General features: G+C 44.9%; 16 protein-coding genes. All 16 read left to right on the top strand.

What is annotated here, in order from left to right; all coding sequences use genetic code 11:
• Positions 1-3 precede the first annotated feature (3 nt).
• The 16 genes from ACTQ1O_RS06440 (at position 4) to ACTQ1O_RS06365 (ending at position 16,774) form a co-directional block, all read left to right on the top strand.
• Complete coding sequence (locus tag ACTQ1O_RS06440; protein WP_441476470.1) at positions 4-300, top strand: phage head-tail connector protein; 297 nt, start codon at positions 4-6, stop codon at positions 298-300.
• 1 nt (position 301) lies between these two features.
• A complete protein-coding gene (locus tag ACTQ1O_RS06435; RefSeq protein ID WP_441486586.1) occupies positions 302-619 on the top strand; it encodes a hypothetical protein in 318 nt (105 codons plus the stop codon).
• Positions 612-1,013, top strand: coding sequence for an HK97-gp10 family putative phage morphogenesis protein (locus ACTQ1O_RS06430; protein ID WP_441476472.1), 402 nt, complete (start codon positions 612-614; stop codon positions 1,011-1,013). The genes ACTQ1O_RS06435 and ACTQ1O_RS06430 overlap by 8 nt, the downstream gene beginning before the upstream one ends.
• Positions 1,010-1,345, top strand: coding sequence for a phage tail protein (locus ACTQ1O_RS06425; RefSeq protein WP_441486585.1), 336 nt, complete (start codon positions 1,010-1,012; stop codon positions 1,343-1,345). The genes ACTQ1O_RS06430 and ACTQ1O_RS06425 overlap by 4 nt, the downstream gene beginning before the upstream one ends.
• Before the next feature lie 3 nt (positions 1,346-1,348).
• Positions 1,349-1,900: a major tail protein gene (locus ACTQ1O_RS06420; RefSeq protein WP_441486584.1), complete on the top strand. Its 552-nt coding sequence runs from the start codon at positions 1,349-1,351 to the stop codon at positions 1,898-1,900.
• Between the two features lie 53 nt (positions 1,901-1,953).
• Positions 1,954-2,355 (top strand): hypothetical protein, encoded by a 402-nt coding sequence (locus tag ACTQ1O_RS06415; protein ID WP_441486583.1) that lies wholly within the window; start codon positions 1,954-1,956, stop codon positions 2,353-2,355.
• A gap of 244 nt (positions 2,356-2,599) precedes the next feature.
• Positions 2,600-2,878 (top strand): hypothetical protein, encoded by a 279-nt coding sequence (locus tag ACTQ1O_RS06410; protein WP_441476476.1) that lies wholly within the window; start codon positions 2,600-2,602, stop codon positions 2,876-2,878.
• Positions 2,879-2,943: 65 nt separating this feature from the next.
• Entirely contained in the window at positions 2,944-7,062 is a 4,119-nt protein-coding gene (locus tag ACTQ1O_RS06405) for a phage tail tape measure protein (protein WP_441486582.1), read from the top strand.
• Complete coding sequence (locus ACTQ1O_RS06400) at positions 7,055-9,346, top strand: RICIN domain-containing protein (protein ID WP_441486581.1); 2,292 nt, start codon at positions 7,055-7,057, stop codon at positions 9,344-9,346. Before ACTQ1O_RS06405 ends, ACTQ1O_RS06400 begins: the two co-directional genes overlap by 8 nt.
• On the top strand, positions 9,343-10,392 hold the full coding sequence (locus ACTQ1O_RS06395; RefSeq protein WP_441486580.1) for a hypothetical protein: 1,050 nt from the start codon (positions 9,343-9,345) through the stop codon (positions 10,390-10,392). Before ACTQ1O_RS06400 ends, ACTQ1O_RS06395 begins: the two co-directional genes overlap by 4 nt.
• A 1-nt stretch (position 10,393) precedes the next feature.
• Positions 10,394-14,284, top strand: coding sequence for a hypothetical protein (locus tag ACTQ1O_RS06390; RefSeq protein WP_441486579.1), 3,891 nt, complete (start codon positions 10,394-10,396; stop codon positions 14,282-14,284).
• 15 nt (positions 14,285-14,299) lie between these two features.
• Entirely contained in the window at positions 14,300-14,719 is a 420-nt protein-coding gene (locus ACTQ1O_RS06385) for a hypothetical protein (protein WP_441486578.1), read from the top strand.
• Entirely contained in the window at positions 14,712-14,831 is a 120-nt protein-coding gene (locus tag ACTQ1O_RS06380; RefSeq protein ID WP_441476574.1) for a CD1375 family protein, read from the top strand. The genes ACTQ1O_RS06385 and ACTQ1O_RS06380 overlap by 8 nt, the downstream gene beginning before the upstream one ends.
• Positions 14,832-14,836: 5 nt before the next feature.
• Complete coding sequence (locus tag ACTQ1O_RS06375) at positions 14,837-15,247, top strand: hypothetical protein (RefSeq protein ID WP_441486577.1); 411 nt, start codon at positions 14,837-14,839, stop codon at positions 15,245-15,247.
• A gap of 12 nt (positions 15,248-15,259) precedes the next feature.
• Positions 15,260-15,526 (top strand): phage holin, encoded by a 267-nt coding sequence (locus tag ACTQ1O_RS06370; RefSeq protein ID WP_441486576.1) that lies wholly within the window; start codon positions 15,260-15,262, stop codon positions 15,524-15,526.
• Positions 15,527-15,724: 198 nt separating this feature from the next.
• A complete protein-coding gene (locus ACTQ1O_RS06365) occupies positions 15,725-16,774 on the top strand; it encodes a GH25 family lysozyme (protein ID WP_441486575.1) in 1,050 nt (349 codons plus the stop codon).
• Positions 16,775-16,781 lie beyond the last annotated feature (7 nt).

Genomic DNA, 16,781 nt, shown 5'->3' with positions numbered 1-16,781 from the left:
CCTATGACATTGCTCAATCTGGTAAAAATGCGCTGTGGGATTCCGGAATCAATTACCGCTTATGATAATGCGGAAATTATCCCACTGATCGAGGACTGTATCGCCGATATGAGAGGAGGAGGAGTTCAAAATAAACTTCTCCCCGACTCAACCGATGCAGAAAATACGGACTCTAGAGTAGTGACAGCGATTGCTCTTTATGTTCTGGCCCACCACGGGCAGGACAGAAGTGATACAGATAAATACCTGGATCTTTACCACCGAAGAGTATTTAAGCTTTCCCTGGAACCGGAGGAATGACATGTACGACAGAACAATAAGCCTTCCGGCGAAAGTAGAAGTAACAAGAGATTCGGAAGGGTACAGGAAAGAAACGATCGTCTGGGCATCCGGAATTCCCGCAAGTAGAAGAGACGCAACGCGAAACGATGAAATAATCGCACAGCAGGATGGATATACCGCAGATGTTGTTTATCGGATCGCATCCATTTGCTACAACGGAGAAAAGTACCTGAAAGATGATACCGATGATTATATCTATGACATTAAACGGCACTATCATGGAGATAAGCGGATGTATGTGGATCTAACGTGCCAGAGGAGGGAACGGAATGGCTAGGTTCGGCATAAGCGGTTTTGATGATATCTTGAGTCAGCTTGATTCTATGGAGAGGGAAGAAATTGCCCCCAAGATGCTGAAAGCCGGAGAACCGATTCTCGAAAGAAAAGTAAAAGCGGCGGCATCCTCCCATCGGAGAACCGGCAGCATGGCAGGATCCATCAAATCAACCGGAGTAAAGAAAAACGGAAGCGGACACTACCTGGTCGTGCGGCCGACAGGACGCGATGGCAAAGGCGTCCGCAATATGGAGAAGATGGCATACATGGAATTTGGAACGTCAAAGCAGACAGCAACGCCGGTATTGACTCCGGCTGTGCAAAGCTCTGAAGAACCTGTTCTTGAAGCCATGCAGAAGGTGTTCGATGAGGAAACGGAGGGGATGCAGCTGTGACGGCTCTTGATAAAGTTGCAGAGATTGCGGACGCTCTGGGGATTGATTCACAGCCTGATGTTTATACCGGTTCGGCAAAACAGTGGATCGTTTACAATTACACTTACCAGAACGGCAGAGAATTTGCGGACGATGCGCCACAGGCCGACGTGTCTTCGGTACAGGTGCATTTTTACGCACCGGTTGGCGAGAGCACCACAAAATTGCAGAAACAGATCCGCAATGCCCTATTTGACGCGGGATTTACCTATCCGGATATAACCATAGAACGCGAAGAAAAATACAGACACATCATCTTTGAGTGTGATATCGAAGAAGAAAGAGAGGCTTAAACAATGGCAAATATTGGACTGAGAAAACCGTTCTTTGCACCGTTTAAATCGACAGGGAGCGGCTACGATGCACCGACTGCTCTGGGACAGGCGGTCAGTGTAAAAATTTCCGTAAACAAAGCAGAGGGTGAGTTGTATGGCGACGATGTAATGGTTGAAAGCGACTCTGAGTTTTCAAGCGCAACGATTGATCTCGGAGTAACCACCATTCCGATTGCTTTCCATCAGAGCATGTTCGGCCACACTATCACTGAGCAGGAAACTTCCTACAGCGTCAACGATACTCCGCCGGAAGGTGGATTCGGCATTATTGGTGTGGAGAAGGTTGACGGCAAACGAAAGTATGTTGCGAACTTCTTCCCGAGAACCAAATTTTCGGAGCCGGATTCCGAGTATGAGACAAAGTCCGGATCCATTTCGTACAAAACTCCGTCGATCAGTGGCAAGGCTATGGCGGACACCACGGGAGTATGGAAGAAAGACAAAATCTGTGAAACCGAGGAAGATGCTATCAAGTGGATCAACACACAGTTCGGAGTCACTTCCGGATCATAAACGACAATAAAGTGGGAGGGGAAACCCTCCCGCTGATAACTGGAGAAAACAATATGTTCGAGAAAGAATTACCAAAGATGAAAATAAACGGGGTAGAGTACCCGTATAAATTTGATATATGTGTCTTGGAAAAGGTCCAGCAGAAGTATGACGATGTGATACAGTTTGAGTATGGCATTCGCGGGATGATTCCGGCATTCAAGGATGGTGTGCTTGATCTGAAAGAGACAAGGTGGACGGTTCCGAATATTGACATGACATGTAATGGAATCGTATGGATGATTCAGGAAGGGCTTGAGATCTCCGGATCGGAAGAGAAAGCACCCGATGCAAAGGCAATTAAAAGGCAGGATGATTACACCATCACCGATCTTGCAAAGATCGTATTTGAGGGGTACCAATCCTGTTTTTTATCAAGGACCAGCAGGACGAAAAAAGCGGAGAGCAGGAAATAACGGATGATCCACTGACCTTCGATTTTGCTGAAATCCTGTATCTTGGACTGCGGTTCGGCCTTCGTAAGAATGAAATCGGATGCCTTACCTATCGGGAATGGACGGATCTTTATAAGCAGTATCGGACAGAATGGAACATGAAGGCCAAGAAGATGATTTACTCCGAAGATGAAAAAATATCATCGTCCCTTGATCTATAAACGAAGAAACGGGTGTGATATATTAAATAAAAGGAGTGATCAGAATGAAAAAAGCCATAAAAAAAGTCTTCGTTGTTTATTTCCGGCTGCTTAAAAAACTCCCGGCAACAACTGCTGTTTCTACGGTATTTATTGTTATGTGCTTTGTACAAATGGACTTCTACATACTACTATTTCTATTGCTTTTTATTCCGGGATTGCTGCTTGCTGATCTGATTATAAAATTGCCATTCGTGGCATACCATGACGCAAAACACACGGCTGAACTGTATGGATATTCTGAAACACCTTTAAGAAGAGCAATAAAAGAAATTTTTAAATAAATACGATATTTCAATCCGTTTGCGAGAGCAGACGGATTTTTTGTGCAGAAAATTAGGAGAAAGATATGGCAGCACGCAAAATAGGCGCAACAATAGCGCTTGATGGCGAGAAAGAATTTAAGAGCGCGGTTTCAAATTGCAATAAATCACTGAAAGAAATGCGCTCAGAAATGAATCTCGTAAAAGAGAAGACCGCAGGTCAGGCTAATTCTCTTTCGACACTTAAAGAGAAGCATGAAGTGCTGACCAGAACCCTCGAAAAATACAAAGAAAAGCAGACTGCGGTTGCTTCCGGACTGGAACATGCCAGATCCGATTATGAGCGCGTCGGAAAGACACTTGAGAATTATAAAACTCAGTTATCAGAAGCACAAAAAGAACTGGACGACATGAAAGCTTCCGGGACGGCGTCACAGGAAGAAATGGACAAGCAGCAGGCCAAAGTAGACGAGCTTGCCGCAACGGTCAGCAATGGCGAAAAGGCATATGAAAAAGCCGGAAACCGCGTAAAAGACTGGCAGACCCAATTAAACAATGCAGACGCTGAGGTTGTAAAAGCCAACCGCTCCCTGAGCGAGAATGATCAGTATATGGCGGAAGCTGAGCAAAGCACGAATAAATGCGCAACCTCTATCGATAATTTTGGGAAGAAAACCAGCGGAGCTGTCCAGCAAATAAACAAAGTTGGAGATGCAGCTGTTAAACAATTCAAGTGGGATTCTCTTGTAAGCGGAATCGAAAAGGTGTCGGGAGCAATTACCGAACTTGCGAGCAAATCATACGATGCCGCAAGAGAATTAGATAAAGGATACGACACCATCACGGCAAAAACCGGAGCGACCGGCGAAGCTATGCAGAAAATGAGCGGGATTGCCAACAGCCTGTATTCGTCTATGGCGGTTTCTATGGACGATATCGGTTCTGCCGTGGGCGAGGTCAACACCCGGTTCGGCCTTCAGGGCGATCAGCTAGAGGAACTATCTGGACAGTTTTTGAAATATGCGGAGCTAAACGGAACCGATGTATCCAGCTCCATCGATACGGTACAGAAATCACTGTCCGCGTTTGGATTGTCAGCAAACCAGGCATCTGACGTTCTCGATCTATTCAACAAAGTGGGACAGGATACGGGAATCTCTGTTGATACCCTGTCGAATGATCTGGTATCAAATGCGGCATCGTTTACAGAAATGGGGATGTCCATTGATCAGGCCGCAAATTTCCTTGGAGCTTGCGAGAAGTCCGGAACAGATGTTTCCGTAGTTATGCAGGGCTTGAAGAAAGCCATGAAGAACGCCAGTGACGAAGGTGTTTCACTGGACGATGCATTGTCTTCTTTTTCCGCTACCATGCAAAGCAATGCATCTGACACGGAAAAACTGCAAGCCGCCTATGATCTTTTTGGATCCAAAGCGGGCGCGGCAATCTATGGCGCGTGCAAAACCGGATCGTTATCACTCAGTGATCTGACCGCATCAGTGGAAAATTACGGGGGGAGTGTTGCAAGGACATTCGAGGAAACAGAAGATCCGTGGGACAAGGCACAGGAGGCTATGCATTCACTTCAGATTGCGGGTAGTGATCTGACACAGAGTGCTCTTGGAGCTTTGACACCGGCAATCGAAAAGGTTGCAGATGTTGCGGATGGCGCAGCGGAAACCTTCGGTAAATGGCCAAATTCCATTAAGGCGATCATTGGAGTTAGCGGGTTAGCACTGACCGGAATGGCAAAAGTTGCCCCTACGGTTTCCGAGATAATCCGAACATATTCCGCGTGGATAGCGGCAAAAGGAACATCTACTGCCGCAACCGCTGCAGAAACGGCAGCCACGACAGCCCAGACAACAGCCACAGAAGCGGCAACCGTAGCGCAGACGGGGCTAAATACCGCAATGGATGCAAATCCCATCGGGTTGGTGGCATTGGCGATAGGCGCAGTTGTTACGGGACTAACCATTTATGCGAATGTTGCAGGAACGGCGACGGATAAGTCGAGCGAATTTACATCTTCTCTTGACGCGGCAGCGGCAAAATCTGAAGAATCAACAGCAGCGCTCCGAGATGCCACAAACGCATTTAATAGCAATTTATCAGAAACGTTCAACAGTGCAAACGAGAGCATAAGCGGAGCTGTAGCGTCGGCACAGATGGCGGGAAGCATTATTGATGAACTGGATGCTTTGAACCAGCAGGAAAGCCTTACAAGCGATCAGCAGCAGCGGATGGCACAGGATGTGTCTGTGCTAAATACACTGTATCCAGGAATGGGCGCAACGATTGATGAGACGACCGGTAAGCTAAATATGTCCACGCAGTCTATGCGTGATTTTGTCGAACAGGCAAAACAGACCGCGATGATTCAGGCGTATGTGCAGGCATACAAGAGTGTTATCGAAGAATCGACTGATGCACTGGAAAAGCAGATCAAGGCGCAGATGGATGCTAAGCAGGTAACGTCTGAAGCCGCCGATGTGCAGAAACAGCTCGGCCCAATCCTCGAAGATTACAACACAAAGCTGAACCGCGAAACTGAATTACAGGACAAAATGCAGTCGGGGCAGAGTCTGACCAATCATGAATTAAATGAGTACAACCGTCTGACGAATGAGGTCAGGGATGGTCAGATCAAGGTAAACGGGGAATGGGAAAACGCCTTCAGCCTTCAGCAGCAGTACAATGATGCTCTCTCAAAATCCACGAAGGCACAGAAGGATTACCATGATGCAACGGATGCGGCAAAAAGCGCAACATCGCAGATGAATAACGAGATGGAAGCGCTGAAGTCTGTTGCTGAAAAAAACGGTGTCTCTTTTGATGAAATTAATGATGCCATGAATCAGACCGGAAAAACAGCGGAGACAACCGGCGAATCATTAAATGGTCTTACGGAATCAGCTGACGGGCAGTCGGACGCCATCGACGGAGCTGCCGAATCAAATGAAGCCTATGCAGGCTCTGCCGATGCTGTGACGGGAGCCAACAGCGTACAGATACAGTCGTTTGCGGAATTGCGACAGGCGGCGATTGACGAACTGTCAAGCGCGTCGGATGCCTTCAAAAAATACGAGTCCGATTCCGATGTGTCCTTACAGTCTATGGCGGAAGCTCTCCAGTCACAGGCACAGGCGTACAACAACTATGCGGACAATATCAACACGGTAATGTCCGATACCAGGTATCAGACAGACTCAAACTTCCGCGCGATGGCCGACAGTATCATGAATATGGGGATGGACGGTGCGGACTATCTGCAGCAGTTTTCTGATGCTGTGAGAAGCGGAAGCAGTGATGTGGCGAGCATTACGGCTGACTATGGCAACATGGAGGCCGCAAAAGGAAGGTATGCATCCAATATTGCCGCAATGGAATACTACACGCAGGACGGCGTTTCCAACATGGTGAGCACGATAGCCGGAGCATCCGGAGACGTGGCATCTGCCGCAGGAAGCACGGCACAGGCAGGCGCAAATGCGGTGAAGGGAAAAGAAGGACAGTATACAAATTCCGGAAGACAATCAGCATCCAATTATGCTTCCGGTATCGGAAGCCAGAGGGGAAATGTATCCGGTCAGGCGTCGGGAGTCGCGAGCGGAGCGGATCGGGCGATGCAGCTGAATAAGACATACCAATATGGCATAAATATAGGAGTATCTTATGCGTCTGGTATTGCAAGCCAGTACGGCAACGCCCGGTCTGCGGCGCAGGGACTTGCAAATGGTGCGAGCAGTGCGCTATCGTCGATCGGAGGCAGCGCCTATACATGGGGCTCACATCTTGGAGCGGGATTTGCATCCGGTATTGCAAGCCAGTATGGAAACGTTGCGAGCTCTGCAAACGCTCTTGCACGGGCGGCCGCAAGATATATTCATCACACAACTCCAGACGTCGGCCCTCTTGCGGGGGACGATAAATGGGGCGCTGAGCTGGCAACACAGTTTGCGGCGGGAATGCGGCAGAATATTGGGGCGGTTGCATCAGCATCTGAGGCGATGGCCGGGGCTGTGGCCCGCCCAGAAATATCGGACTTATATCGCTCGCAGAAATACGGATCAGCAGCAGGAGAATCGAGGACTATCAATCTTTACATAGACGGAATCAAGTACAACACCGACAGTTATATCGATGGAAAGATTGATGATTTTGTAAAAGATATTATTCGAAAGGGGGCTATGTACAGTGGCTGAACTGGCAGATGGAACGTATGTCGTATTGACAGCGCTAAATACAAACTGCGCACTTGAGTGTCGTAGGGCATCTGACGCCGATTATGAAAATGTTCGCATCTTCACAAAAAACAACAGCGACGCACAGTTCATAACTGTTGTCACAAACAGCGACGGCTCCCGACGAATGTTATTCACAATGTCTGGAAAATCCATAGATGTAAACAAAGGAACATTCACAAACGGTACAAATGTACAGCAGTTTTCAAATAACGACAGCAGGGCTCAGAAATGGGACATCGTACCAGATGGAAACACAATTACCGTGGGCAGCACATCGTATTCTACATATGTAATCAAATGCACGGAAAACAAAAGCTTTGCAATGGATGTTTCCGGAGGTAAGGGTGCATCTGGTACCAACGTCCAGATTTATTCTGTAAACGGATCGAATGCACAGAGATGGGTATTCATTCCGAAAGATCCTGTTCCCCTTGGTACGTACCTTATCCGGTCGGCATTGGACACAAATGCTGTGCTTGATGTATGCGGTGCATCCAGTGCTAACGGAGCAAATATACAGCTGTATGGAGAGAATGACGGAAACAATCAGATCTGGCGTGTTCAGGAATACAGCAGTGGGCTCATGACTCTTTACTGTGTTGGAAGTGGAAAAGTAATGAGTGTTGGTGCCAATGCTCCAAAAAATGGCCAGAATGTGCAGCAGTGGGTTGGCTACCAGGGGCATCCGTTTAAATGGTATGCAGAGCCTTCTGGATCTATGAGCATTAACGGAGCAACAGTTCCAACTTATCGGCTCCATTATCTTACATCACAGGGTTTTGTACTGGATGCTGCCGGAGGAAAGTCAACACCAAAGACCAATATACAGGTATATGCAAACAACGGTTCAAGGGCTCAGCTATGGGCCTTTCAGCCGTTTTCGATTCTTACAAATAATTTACCGGTTCCAGAAAAGTTTGGGATTTCGGTAAAACAAGGAACATCGATCGCTGATCATGAGATAACTGCCAATGGAGTGACCTCTATATATTTGTCGTGGCAATGTTCTGGTACAACTTACCAGATCCGATACAGGTCAAGACAGCGGAAACCAAATCAGGCAATTGGTGATTGGAGCAGCTGGATGTCATATCCTGACGCGAGTACAGCAAATTCAGGATGGGGAGATATTGGATCTGCAAACTGTGTAACTGAAAACACGTCCCGCAAATTTGCTCCAAAAGCAATCGCAATGCTACAGCCGGTAGACGGAACAAATGTCGATTATAAAGAACTTCAGTTTGAGATCAGAAGATATGAAGCAAACTATAATGGAACATCTGGACTACATGCACACGGTAACAGCATTATTGAAACTTTCAGATTGACTTACACTCCGACGCTTACGATTAATTCGTGCAAGTGGTCTCCTGACGGACTCGATATTAGTTACACCTCGGACTATCACCGTGACGGAAACATTATTACATTTTCATCGGATGGTCTTTTCAAAGAATGCCGTTTCACAGATCAGCCATATACCGGAAATGTCATGATTCCTCAGAGCGCTCTTTCGAGGATACCTACAAACGGTGAGAGGATCACGATTCATTCCGCTATTATGTCAGATATCGAATCGAGTACGTCCGATCGTCCTGTGACGGTAAGTTATGTAAGCAGTCCAAGCCTTACAGTATCACCAAAGACTATAGACGATACTGACAGTTACACAACAACGGTTACATTTACTCCGTCAACAGATGATCATGTATATCTCTCTTACCCAGGCAATCTCATAGAATGCGAGGGAAGTAACGGGAATTATATTGTCACACCTCCACTTAATACAGAATGCACAATTTATGTGTTTACATCAAATGGATCTGCATGGGGAATGGCGTCTATAAAGAAAACCATGAAGGGAAAAGTATATGTATGGAACTGGAAGGGAAAGACGGCTGTTATCAAACTGAATGTAGATAAATCTCCGGAGTATTCAGATAACAGAGACTCTGATAATTCGTCTCAGGTGACAACAGGACGAGTTCGTCCCGTTTACACTTTTGGAAATACGATCACACGATCCCTGGATGTAAGCGGTGTTTATACTGACATTGTGCCAAATGGTAAAAGAGAAAATATGGACGAGCTTACAACGGCAGAACACGCAACATTTCGAAATCCACAGGGTGAGGTTTTACACACGGCGATATTGTCTGTGAATTTGACTCCAAAAGGTAACAGGTCGAGAATCGGAGAGTGGGGAGAAGTATCTGTTAAGCAAATGGAGGAATCATTATGAATGACCTTTCCGATTGGTCAGACAGATCAATCAAGAGCGAGATACGAGTCTTTATGATTGATCCTCACAATTTAAATATTATTCGTGGAGAATTGGAGCATCTGGTATTGTCCGGGTGCTCTGTTTCTTTTGGTTATGATACCGATACAAGAACATCTGCAAATCTGGAAACACTTGGAAGTAATTATATTTCAGGATCATGGCTGCGGATCGTTCTTTATCATGGAGACTCTGTGATTGAAATTGGTACATATGTCCTGAAAAATCCTCCGGGAATGACAATAAAAAACGGAGAGAAGCACTACACCTATGAACTCCAGTCTGTATTGTGGGGGTTGTCAGAAGATTATTGTGTCGGATATTTCTCGATAGGTTCAGGAACATATGCGGTTGATGCATTTGAAAAAATCTGCACTACCTGTCAGAAGGAGTATTTAATCAACGGGGCAAGAAATTACAGATATACAGCCACAAAGATTTTTGAAGCCGGAGAAAGTTATCTTTCTTTTCTTTTTGATATTTGTGACATATCAAGCAATCGACTGGATGTTGACGGGCATGGAAGAATTACTTTAAGTCCATACAATACGCCGTCTTCAATCACTCCTTCCTGGACCGTTGATGAAGAAGATCCAAACACGATGCTTTTATCGTCAGATATTAAAGAATCAACCTCTTCAGAAGATGTACCAGGACGGACGATCGTCATATACAGCAATGGGGATCAGGAAATTATTGCTTCGGCAGACAGAGATTCTTCTTCCGAATTTTCGTCTCAACGAAGGGGATTCATGATTTCCGAAAAATACCAGGTTAACGATCTGTCTCCTGCGACAAAGGCGAGGGCACAGCAGCTTGCAGAAGAATACCTGAAAAAATCTGACAAAGTAATTACATTGGAATGCAGCATGTTGTATTTCCCGTGCAAATGCGGGGAGACAATAAATCTTATCCTGGAAAACAAAAAGAAGAAATATATGATCCAGTCCATCAGCGAAATAAAATATGACGAGATGACAATGAATTTGACACTCAAAGAGGTGTAACATGGACAGTTTTGAGCTCGCAAAAATATTGTTAGGGAAAAAATCTAACGAAGGCACAAACGAAAAAGCCAAATCTACGGTCATGGCCACAGGAACGGCAACGTCCGACAGTTCAAACGGAAAAGTCATGGTTGATATGGGTGGAGACACAATCAGCTATGACGATGGGCAATCCGTAGAGATTGACACAAACATTTCTGTAAAGACCGGAGACATTGTACAAATTTTGCTTACCGGTGCTGCTGGAACGTCTAAGTATCCGGTTGTAATTGGTGTTATTGGACGTGGCGATGAGCAGAATGCTGAAATCCAGGAAGCCAAAGCAACCGCGGATCAGGCAAACAGTAATTCCGAAGAAGCAAAGAAAAAAGCAGAGGAAGCAAGTGAAAACGCGAATTCAGCGAAACAGAGCGCTAGTGCTGCATCTGAATTGGCCACTTCTGCAAACACGAACGCCAATGATGCAAAAGTCCTTGCCAATAGCGCGAACACAGCATCCAATCAGGCAAATGCAAAGGCAGAACAGGCAGAGACAGATGCGGCAAATGCAATCAAGACCGCCAATACAGCACAGAGCGGTTTAGCTGACGCAAATAAAGATATTTCGTCTTTACAGACATCTGTAAATGAAATGAATAATGATATTTCCGATGCCCAGAAGAAGGTTAAGGAAAACGGAGATGCCATTACCGGTATCAACCAGAACCTTGCTGCCAATTATGCGACAAAGACAGATGTTAGTGACACCAAAGCGGCTATTGAGTCTGATATTTCTACAACAGCAAGCTCGATTCAGGCAAGTGTAAAAGAAACATATGCTTCAAAGAATGATGTAAGTGAAATTAAAGGTGAACTTGAAAACAAAATTCAGGTCAATGCAGACGGAATCGAGTCCACAAGTAAGAAAGTCACAAGTCTTGAGTCAGATACACAGGACATATCAACAAAACTGAATGCTGCTTCGAAAACAGCATCAGATGCACAGGCTCAGGCAGACACCGCTGTTGCGAATGCCAAGGCAGCGCAGGAAACCGCAGATACTGCTGTTGCCAATGCCAAGGCAGCGGACGATAAAGCAAAAACGGCACAGGGTCAGCTTGATACAGCAAAGCAGAATGTAGCGTCTGCGGATGCATCATTGAAGACAGCAAAACAGAATTATGATTCTGCACTTAGTACATACAATAGCCTGACCTCAAGCACGACAGCAACGGAAGATCAGATCAGCGCCGCAAAAAAGAATCTTGACTCTGCACAGGCGGCATTAAATAAGGCTCTGGCGGATGTATTGACCGCTAATCATAATGTGACAGAAGCACAGACAGCAGCAAACGACGCTTTGAAGAATGCAACGACGGCATACAGCAATGCATCTACAGCCCTCACCAACGCCAAAACAGCGCAGGATACAGCAGACAAGGCGGTTGCGGATGCTGCTAAAGCGAACAAGGATCTGGCAGAGCTGACAAATACGGTCAATACGCAGGAAACAAAAATCACGCAGAATTCAGAAACTATCAGTTCACTGGCAACACGAACAACGACTGTTGAGAATAAGTTTACTGGATATTACACAAAAACAGAAGCTGATTCTAAAATTAAACAAACCTCTGATTCGATCACTTCTGAAGTCAAGAAGGTAGACCAGAAGATTGATGATTTGCAGGTTGGTGGAAGAAATTTATGGCTTAAAACAAAAGACTATGATGCTTCTGCTTACACTGGATGGGTTGATAATAATGGCGGAACTAGAGTGCAGACTACAGCGCCATATACAATTGTAAATGGATTTGGTGTTCAAAGGATTAGTGAAGCGTGGAGAGACATTAGTCAAAGAGTTGCAATAGAACCTAATACTGTATATACATTATCGGCATGGATTAAATGGGAATCGTCTACCGGTACTATGCATTTTTATACAAATACAGGTAGTATGTCAGGCACGAATATTACTAGTCAAGTCGGAACTGACGTTTATAAACGAGTATCCGTTACGTTTAATTCTGGAGATGCTACTATATCAACATGTAGATTTGAATGTGATTCAAATACTCCTTATTTAATATTTGGTTTAAAATTCGAAAAAGGCAATACCCCCACCGACTGGTCTCCTGCTCCGGAAGACCTAACTTCATATACCGATTCAAAAATCAAGCAAACCTCTGATTCGATTACTCAGCAGATCAGCTCTGTCAATAATGGTAAAAACATTATACAGCAGATCAACCTGAATTCCGGAGGACTAAAGATTAATGTTGATAACCTTGAAATTGGAAGCGCGATCTCGAACCTTGTAACTGGAACGGTTAATGAATATGCCATCAATACCTCGTCTTCGACATCCCCAACGTCAGGATGGAGTACCACACAGCCGGCATGGGCAGATGGTAAATATATCTGGATGAGAACAAAGACTACAAAGAATGATGGAACCGTGTCCTATTCCAATGCTGCATGTATCACCGGAGCAACTGGTGCAACCGGACCTAAAGGTAAAGATGGAAATTTCTGGGTTAGTAAACAAGACATTAACCTTACTTCGTCTTCGTATAATGTCAATACTTGGTATCCGGTTGTTGGAACCAGTATTCCATATGATGGGACTCACGAATTTAAAGTAGTTTCAATACTTAGTGGAATGTCCCATCCGTCGTGGTCGACGCATGGAAACGGATTTTCTGTTACGTTTGAGGTTGAAGATCAAGCATCAGGTTGGGGAACTACGAACCGTGGAACCAGAATATTAACTGACGATTACAGATGGGGAACTGGAGAATCGCCGGTCAGTTATACACAATTGATCACAGCGTCGTTTCCAGTTTTCTGGTTAAGAGGTGGTGGATATTATTCAATATATTCGACATATAATACGACATGGTCGATTAAGACATCAACGTATATAGCAAATAATGAATCGATTGCACCGTTATCATATAGGCCGGCTCCGGAAGGGGTTAATATCCTGTCAACACTAGGCTCCAAAAACAAAGTAATTTATTCAACATCCGACCCTTCGTCTACTTCTGGATATGCATCAGGAGATGTATGGTTTAATCAGTCAACCGGGGGCATCTGGCAGTTCAACGGATCAGCATGGACAGTACATCAGGTTGGGACAGTGAGTATCAAGGATGGTGCAATAACCGCAGATAAGATAGTAACACATGCAGTGACGTCAGAGAAAATTGGTGTTGGCAATCTTGCTGCTATCAGCGCAGACCTTGGTACGGTGACTGCCGGCGCAATCAGAACACCGGATGATGGGAAAACCTTCACGCTTGATGCTACCAACAAGAAATTTACTTGGAATTTACCACAGACAAGTATGTCTGAAGATGGAACAATTACCTCAACCGCCATGACTGCAAAAGGGGTAGAATACTTTTCTCAATTCGGTGCTGGAATGTTACATAATTATTCTTCATATTCAGGATATGAAACAACTGTAAACATGCACTCCGATAGAATTGAAGTAGTACATCATCTTACAGCAAATGGTGCAGATACTTATAATATGAATGTTATTGACGATACCGGCCTTCTCGTTAGTAAAAATGAAGTAGGAGGTATAGAAAAATTTATCTTTACAGCCCGCGAGCCTAATAATGGCGGATTAACCTACATGGGCTGTAAAGTCCCGGTAGTCGTTGACGGAACTGCAACTGCGTCTGTTGGTAGGACGTCATGCTATCTCACATCCTTATCTTCCTTACAAACCGCCGGATTGGATGGAAATCACATTATTGTTGTGGCAATGCTAATTACTGCAGGCAATGCAACACATATAGAGGGGGTTCAGTATTTGTCGTCTAATAGTTCATACTATGCTTTATTTAGTGGAGGAATAACAAGTGGAACATACGTTCGGTGGATGGCAATATCATATTTTTAACGAATGAGGTCAAAGATGGAAATATATGATGAATTAACAAATGAAAAGATCGATTACGAAGAAGCAATGGATATTGTCAACTCCGGAAAAGGTGCAATTTCATCCATAAATATGCAGATTGGAGTTGAAAAGAAATCGACCCCTTGGGGTGAAAGAGATATTCCAATAATGGGACAGAGAAATTTTCTTCATAAGTTTTCAGTCGAAGAAATTGAATTTCAAGAATCCTGCAAAAAAGAGTCCTTAATTCCGACAAACAACGACCTTTCCGACTCTGCTGTAGATCTTGGTCAGGGTGTTTCCGATAACGAGGATGCTCTTGCAGAGCTTGGAGATTATGCATCACAGTTAGAGGATCGTATCAAATCACAGGACGATACTATTGTGGAACTTGTAAACAGAATTAAAGCACTGGAGGGTAAGGATAATGGCTAAAATTTATTACAAAAGAATCAAAGCTGGTCTGATGACAATTGAAGATGTCCCGGACAAGTGGAGAAAAGCAGTAGAGGAAATGCTTGAAAAAGATGGACAGGAGGACAAGTGACACAAGTGGGACCATTTCAGGACACAATTTTTGGCGGGATATTGGGCGGTACTCTAGTGGGTGCCGTCCTTTTATTTATTCAATTTCTGATTAACCGATCAGATAAAAAGAAAGAACGAAACGATAAGATTATTGCAAAGCTGGAGGAGTTCAGTAATCAGTTAACTGCCTTCGGATCTCGAATGAACAAAGAAAATGCAGATGATGCCAGGAGGAGGATACTTTCCTTTGACGATGAGCTACGTCGTAATGTTGGGCACAGTGAGGAATCATATAACCAGATACTTGACGACATACGAGAATATGAGCATTACTGCAAGGCACACGATGATTATAAGAATTCAAAAGCAGTAGCCGCTACGGCGAATATTAAGGAAACGTATGTAACCGTAAAGAAAAACAACGATTTTATTTGAGGGGGTAGAGAAATGATTAACTGGAAAGTAAGAGTAAAAAATAAAAACTTCTGGCTGAGCCTGATTCCGGCGGTTCTGCTGCTGATTCAGGTGGTCGCGGCCCCATTTGGTTACAAATGGGATTTCGGCGTGCTCGGGCAGCAACTGACAGCAATCGTCAATGCTGCATTTGCTGTACTGACGATCATTGGCGTAGTCGCCGATCCTACGACAGAGGGCGTGTCCGACAGCCCACAGGCCATGACCTACAACATCCCGAAAAATACGGACGATAAGTAAACCAAGCGATAAAAAAAGCAGCCGGAGGCGGTGCAAGCCATCGACTGCTTTGAAACATGAAATACATTGTAATTGAATAATAGCACCCGGACAGTCTCCCAGTCAATACGTGTTATTACATACAGCTGTTGACACATTTATAAACGAAAAGGAGTCTCTTCGGGGGATCTTTTCATGCAAAAAAAGGAGGAAGTGAGCATGGAGCTGAATGGAATAGATGTATCTGGTTATCAATCGGATATTGATTTGTCGAAGGTGGCAGCGGATTTTGTGATCGTGAAGGCTACGGAGGGAATCAGCTACGTTTCTCCTTCGTGCGATCGACAGTACCAACAGGCAAAAAAGCTTGGAAAGTTGCTCGGGGTTTATCATTTTGCACGGCCAGAATACAATTCTGCGTACTCTGAGGTAGAGTTTTTTGTTAAAAACATCAAAGGATATTTGGGACAGTGCGCTATTTTTCTTGACTGGGAATCAGCCGGAATGTGGAACGTGTCATGGGCATTGCAGTGGCTTCAGTATTTCAAACAGAAGACTGGCATCACTCCGGTATTCTACACATACCAAAGTGTATTGCAGTCATACGATTGGTCGCCCGTTGCAAAGGCAGGGTTTAAACTCTGGGCAGCAAAGTATCGTGATTACGGCATTGATCGCAACTATGATATGTCATTGGCAGGATCAAAACCACAGATAGGGGCATTCAGCAGTATGATCATGTGGCAGTGGACATCTGTCGGACGGCTCGATGGATATGGCGATAATCTGGACTGCGATCGTTTTTACGGATCAGCTGACGATTGGCGTGCGCTGTACGGCAAAATTGCGCCGGCGCAAAAGACACAGACAAAAACAGCAACTACTCCTGTGTATCGCCTTTATAATCCAACAAGTCAGGATCATTTCTATACGATAGATCCTGGAGAGAAGACTCAGCTTGTCGGAACTGGATGGAGGTACGAGGGTATAGCATGGATGTCTCCTTCTTCGGGAACTTCGGTTGCTCGATTCTTTAATCCGAAGACCGGAGACCACATGTATACTGCATCAGAAGCGGAACAAAATAACATTGTGCGATCCGGCTGGAACCGAGAAGGAACGGCTTTCTTCGCGAAAACTTCCGGAACACCTGTATTCAGGCTGTATAAATCGAAAACCTGCGACCACCTGTTTACAGCGAGTGCACAGGAAAAACAGTCTGCACTTTTGATTGGATACAAGGATGAAGGTACGGCATTCTACGTGTAATAAATAC

It is taken from the genome of Bilifractor sp. LCP21S3_A7, assembly GCF_052118825.1.
GTDB lineage: Bacteria > Bacillota > Clostridia > Lachnospirales > Lachnospiraceae > Bilifractor.
The sequence above is the reverse complement of the archived record's forward strand: the minus strand, read 5'-3'. Positions and strand labels throughout refer to the sequence as shown.

What these genes read in the sequence shown, in the direction of transcription:
- ACTQ1O_RS06440 (WP_441476470.1), top strand. Translation starts at nt 4, where the DNA reads ATGACATTGCTCAATCTGGTAAAAATGCGCTGTGGGATTCCGGAATCA.
- ACTQ1O_RS06435 (WP_441486586.1), top strand. Translation starts at nt 302, where the DNA reads ATGTACGACAGAACAATAAGCCTTCCGGCGAAAGTAGAAGTAACAAGA.
- ACTQ1O_RS06430 (WP_441476472.1), top strand. Translation starts at nt 612, where the DNA reads ATGGCTAGGTTCGGCATAAGCGGTTTTGATGATATCTTGAGTCAGCTT.
- ACTQ1O_RS06420 (WP_441486584.1), top strand. Translation starts at nt 1,349, where the DNA reads ATGGCAAATATTGGACTGAGAAAACCGTTCTTTGCACCGTTTAAATCG.
- ACTQ1O_RS06415 (WP_441486583.1), top strand. Translation starts at nt 1,954, where the DNA reads ATGTTCGAGAAAGAATTACCAAAGATGAAAATAAACGGGGTAGAGTAC.
- ACTQ1O_RS06410 (WP_441476476.1), top strand. Translation starts at nt 2,600, where the DNA reads ATGAAAAAAGCCATAAAAAAAGTCTTCGTTGTTTATTTCCGGCTGCTT.
- ACTQ1O_RS06405 (WP_441486582.1), top strand. Translation starts at nt 2,944, where the DNA reads ATGGCAGCACGCAAAATAGGCGCAACAATAGCGCTTGATGGCGAGAAA.
- ACTQ1O_RS06395 (WP_441486580.1), top strand. Translation starts at nt 9,343, where the DNA reads ATGAATGACCTTTCCGATTGGTCAGACAGATCAATCAAGAGCGAGATA.
- ACTQ1O_RS06390 (WP_441486579.1), top strand. Translation starts at nt 10,394, where the DNA reads ATGGACAGTTTTGAGCTCGCAAAAATATTGTTAGGGAAAAAATCTAAC.
- ACTQ1O_RS06385 (WP_441486578.1), top strand. Translation starts at nt 14,300, where the DNA reads ATGGAAATATATGATGAATTAACAAATGAAAAGATCGATTACGAAGAA.
- ACTQ1O_RS06380 (WP_441476574.1), top strand. Translation starts at nt 14,712, where the DNA reads ATGGCTAAAATTTATTACAAAAGAATCAAAGCTGGTCTGATGACAATT.
- ACTQ1O_RS06370 (WP_441486576.1), top strand. Translation starts at nt 15,260, where the DNA reads ATGATTAACTGGAAAGTAAGAGTAAAAAATAAAAACTTCTGGCTGAGC.
- ACTQ1O_RS06365 (WP_441486575.1), top strand. Translation starts at nt 15,725, where the DNA reads ATGGAGCTGAATGGAATAGATGTATCTGGTTATCAATCGGATATTGAT.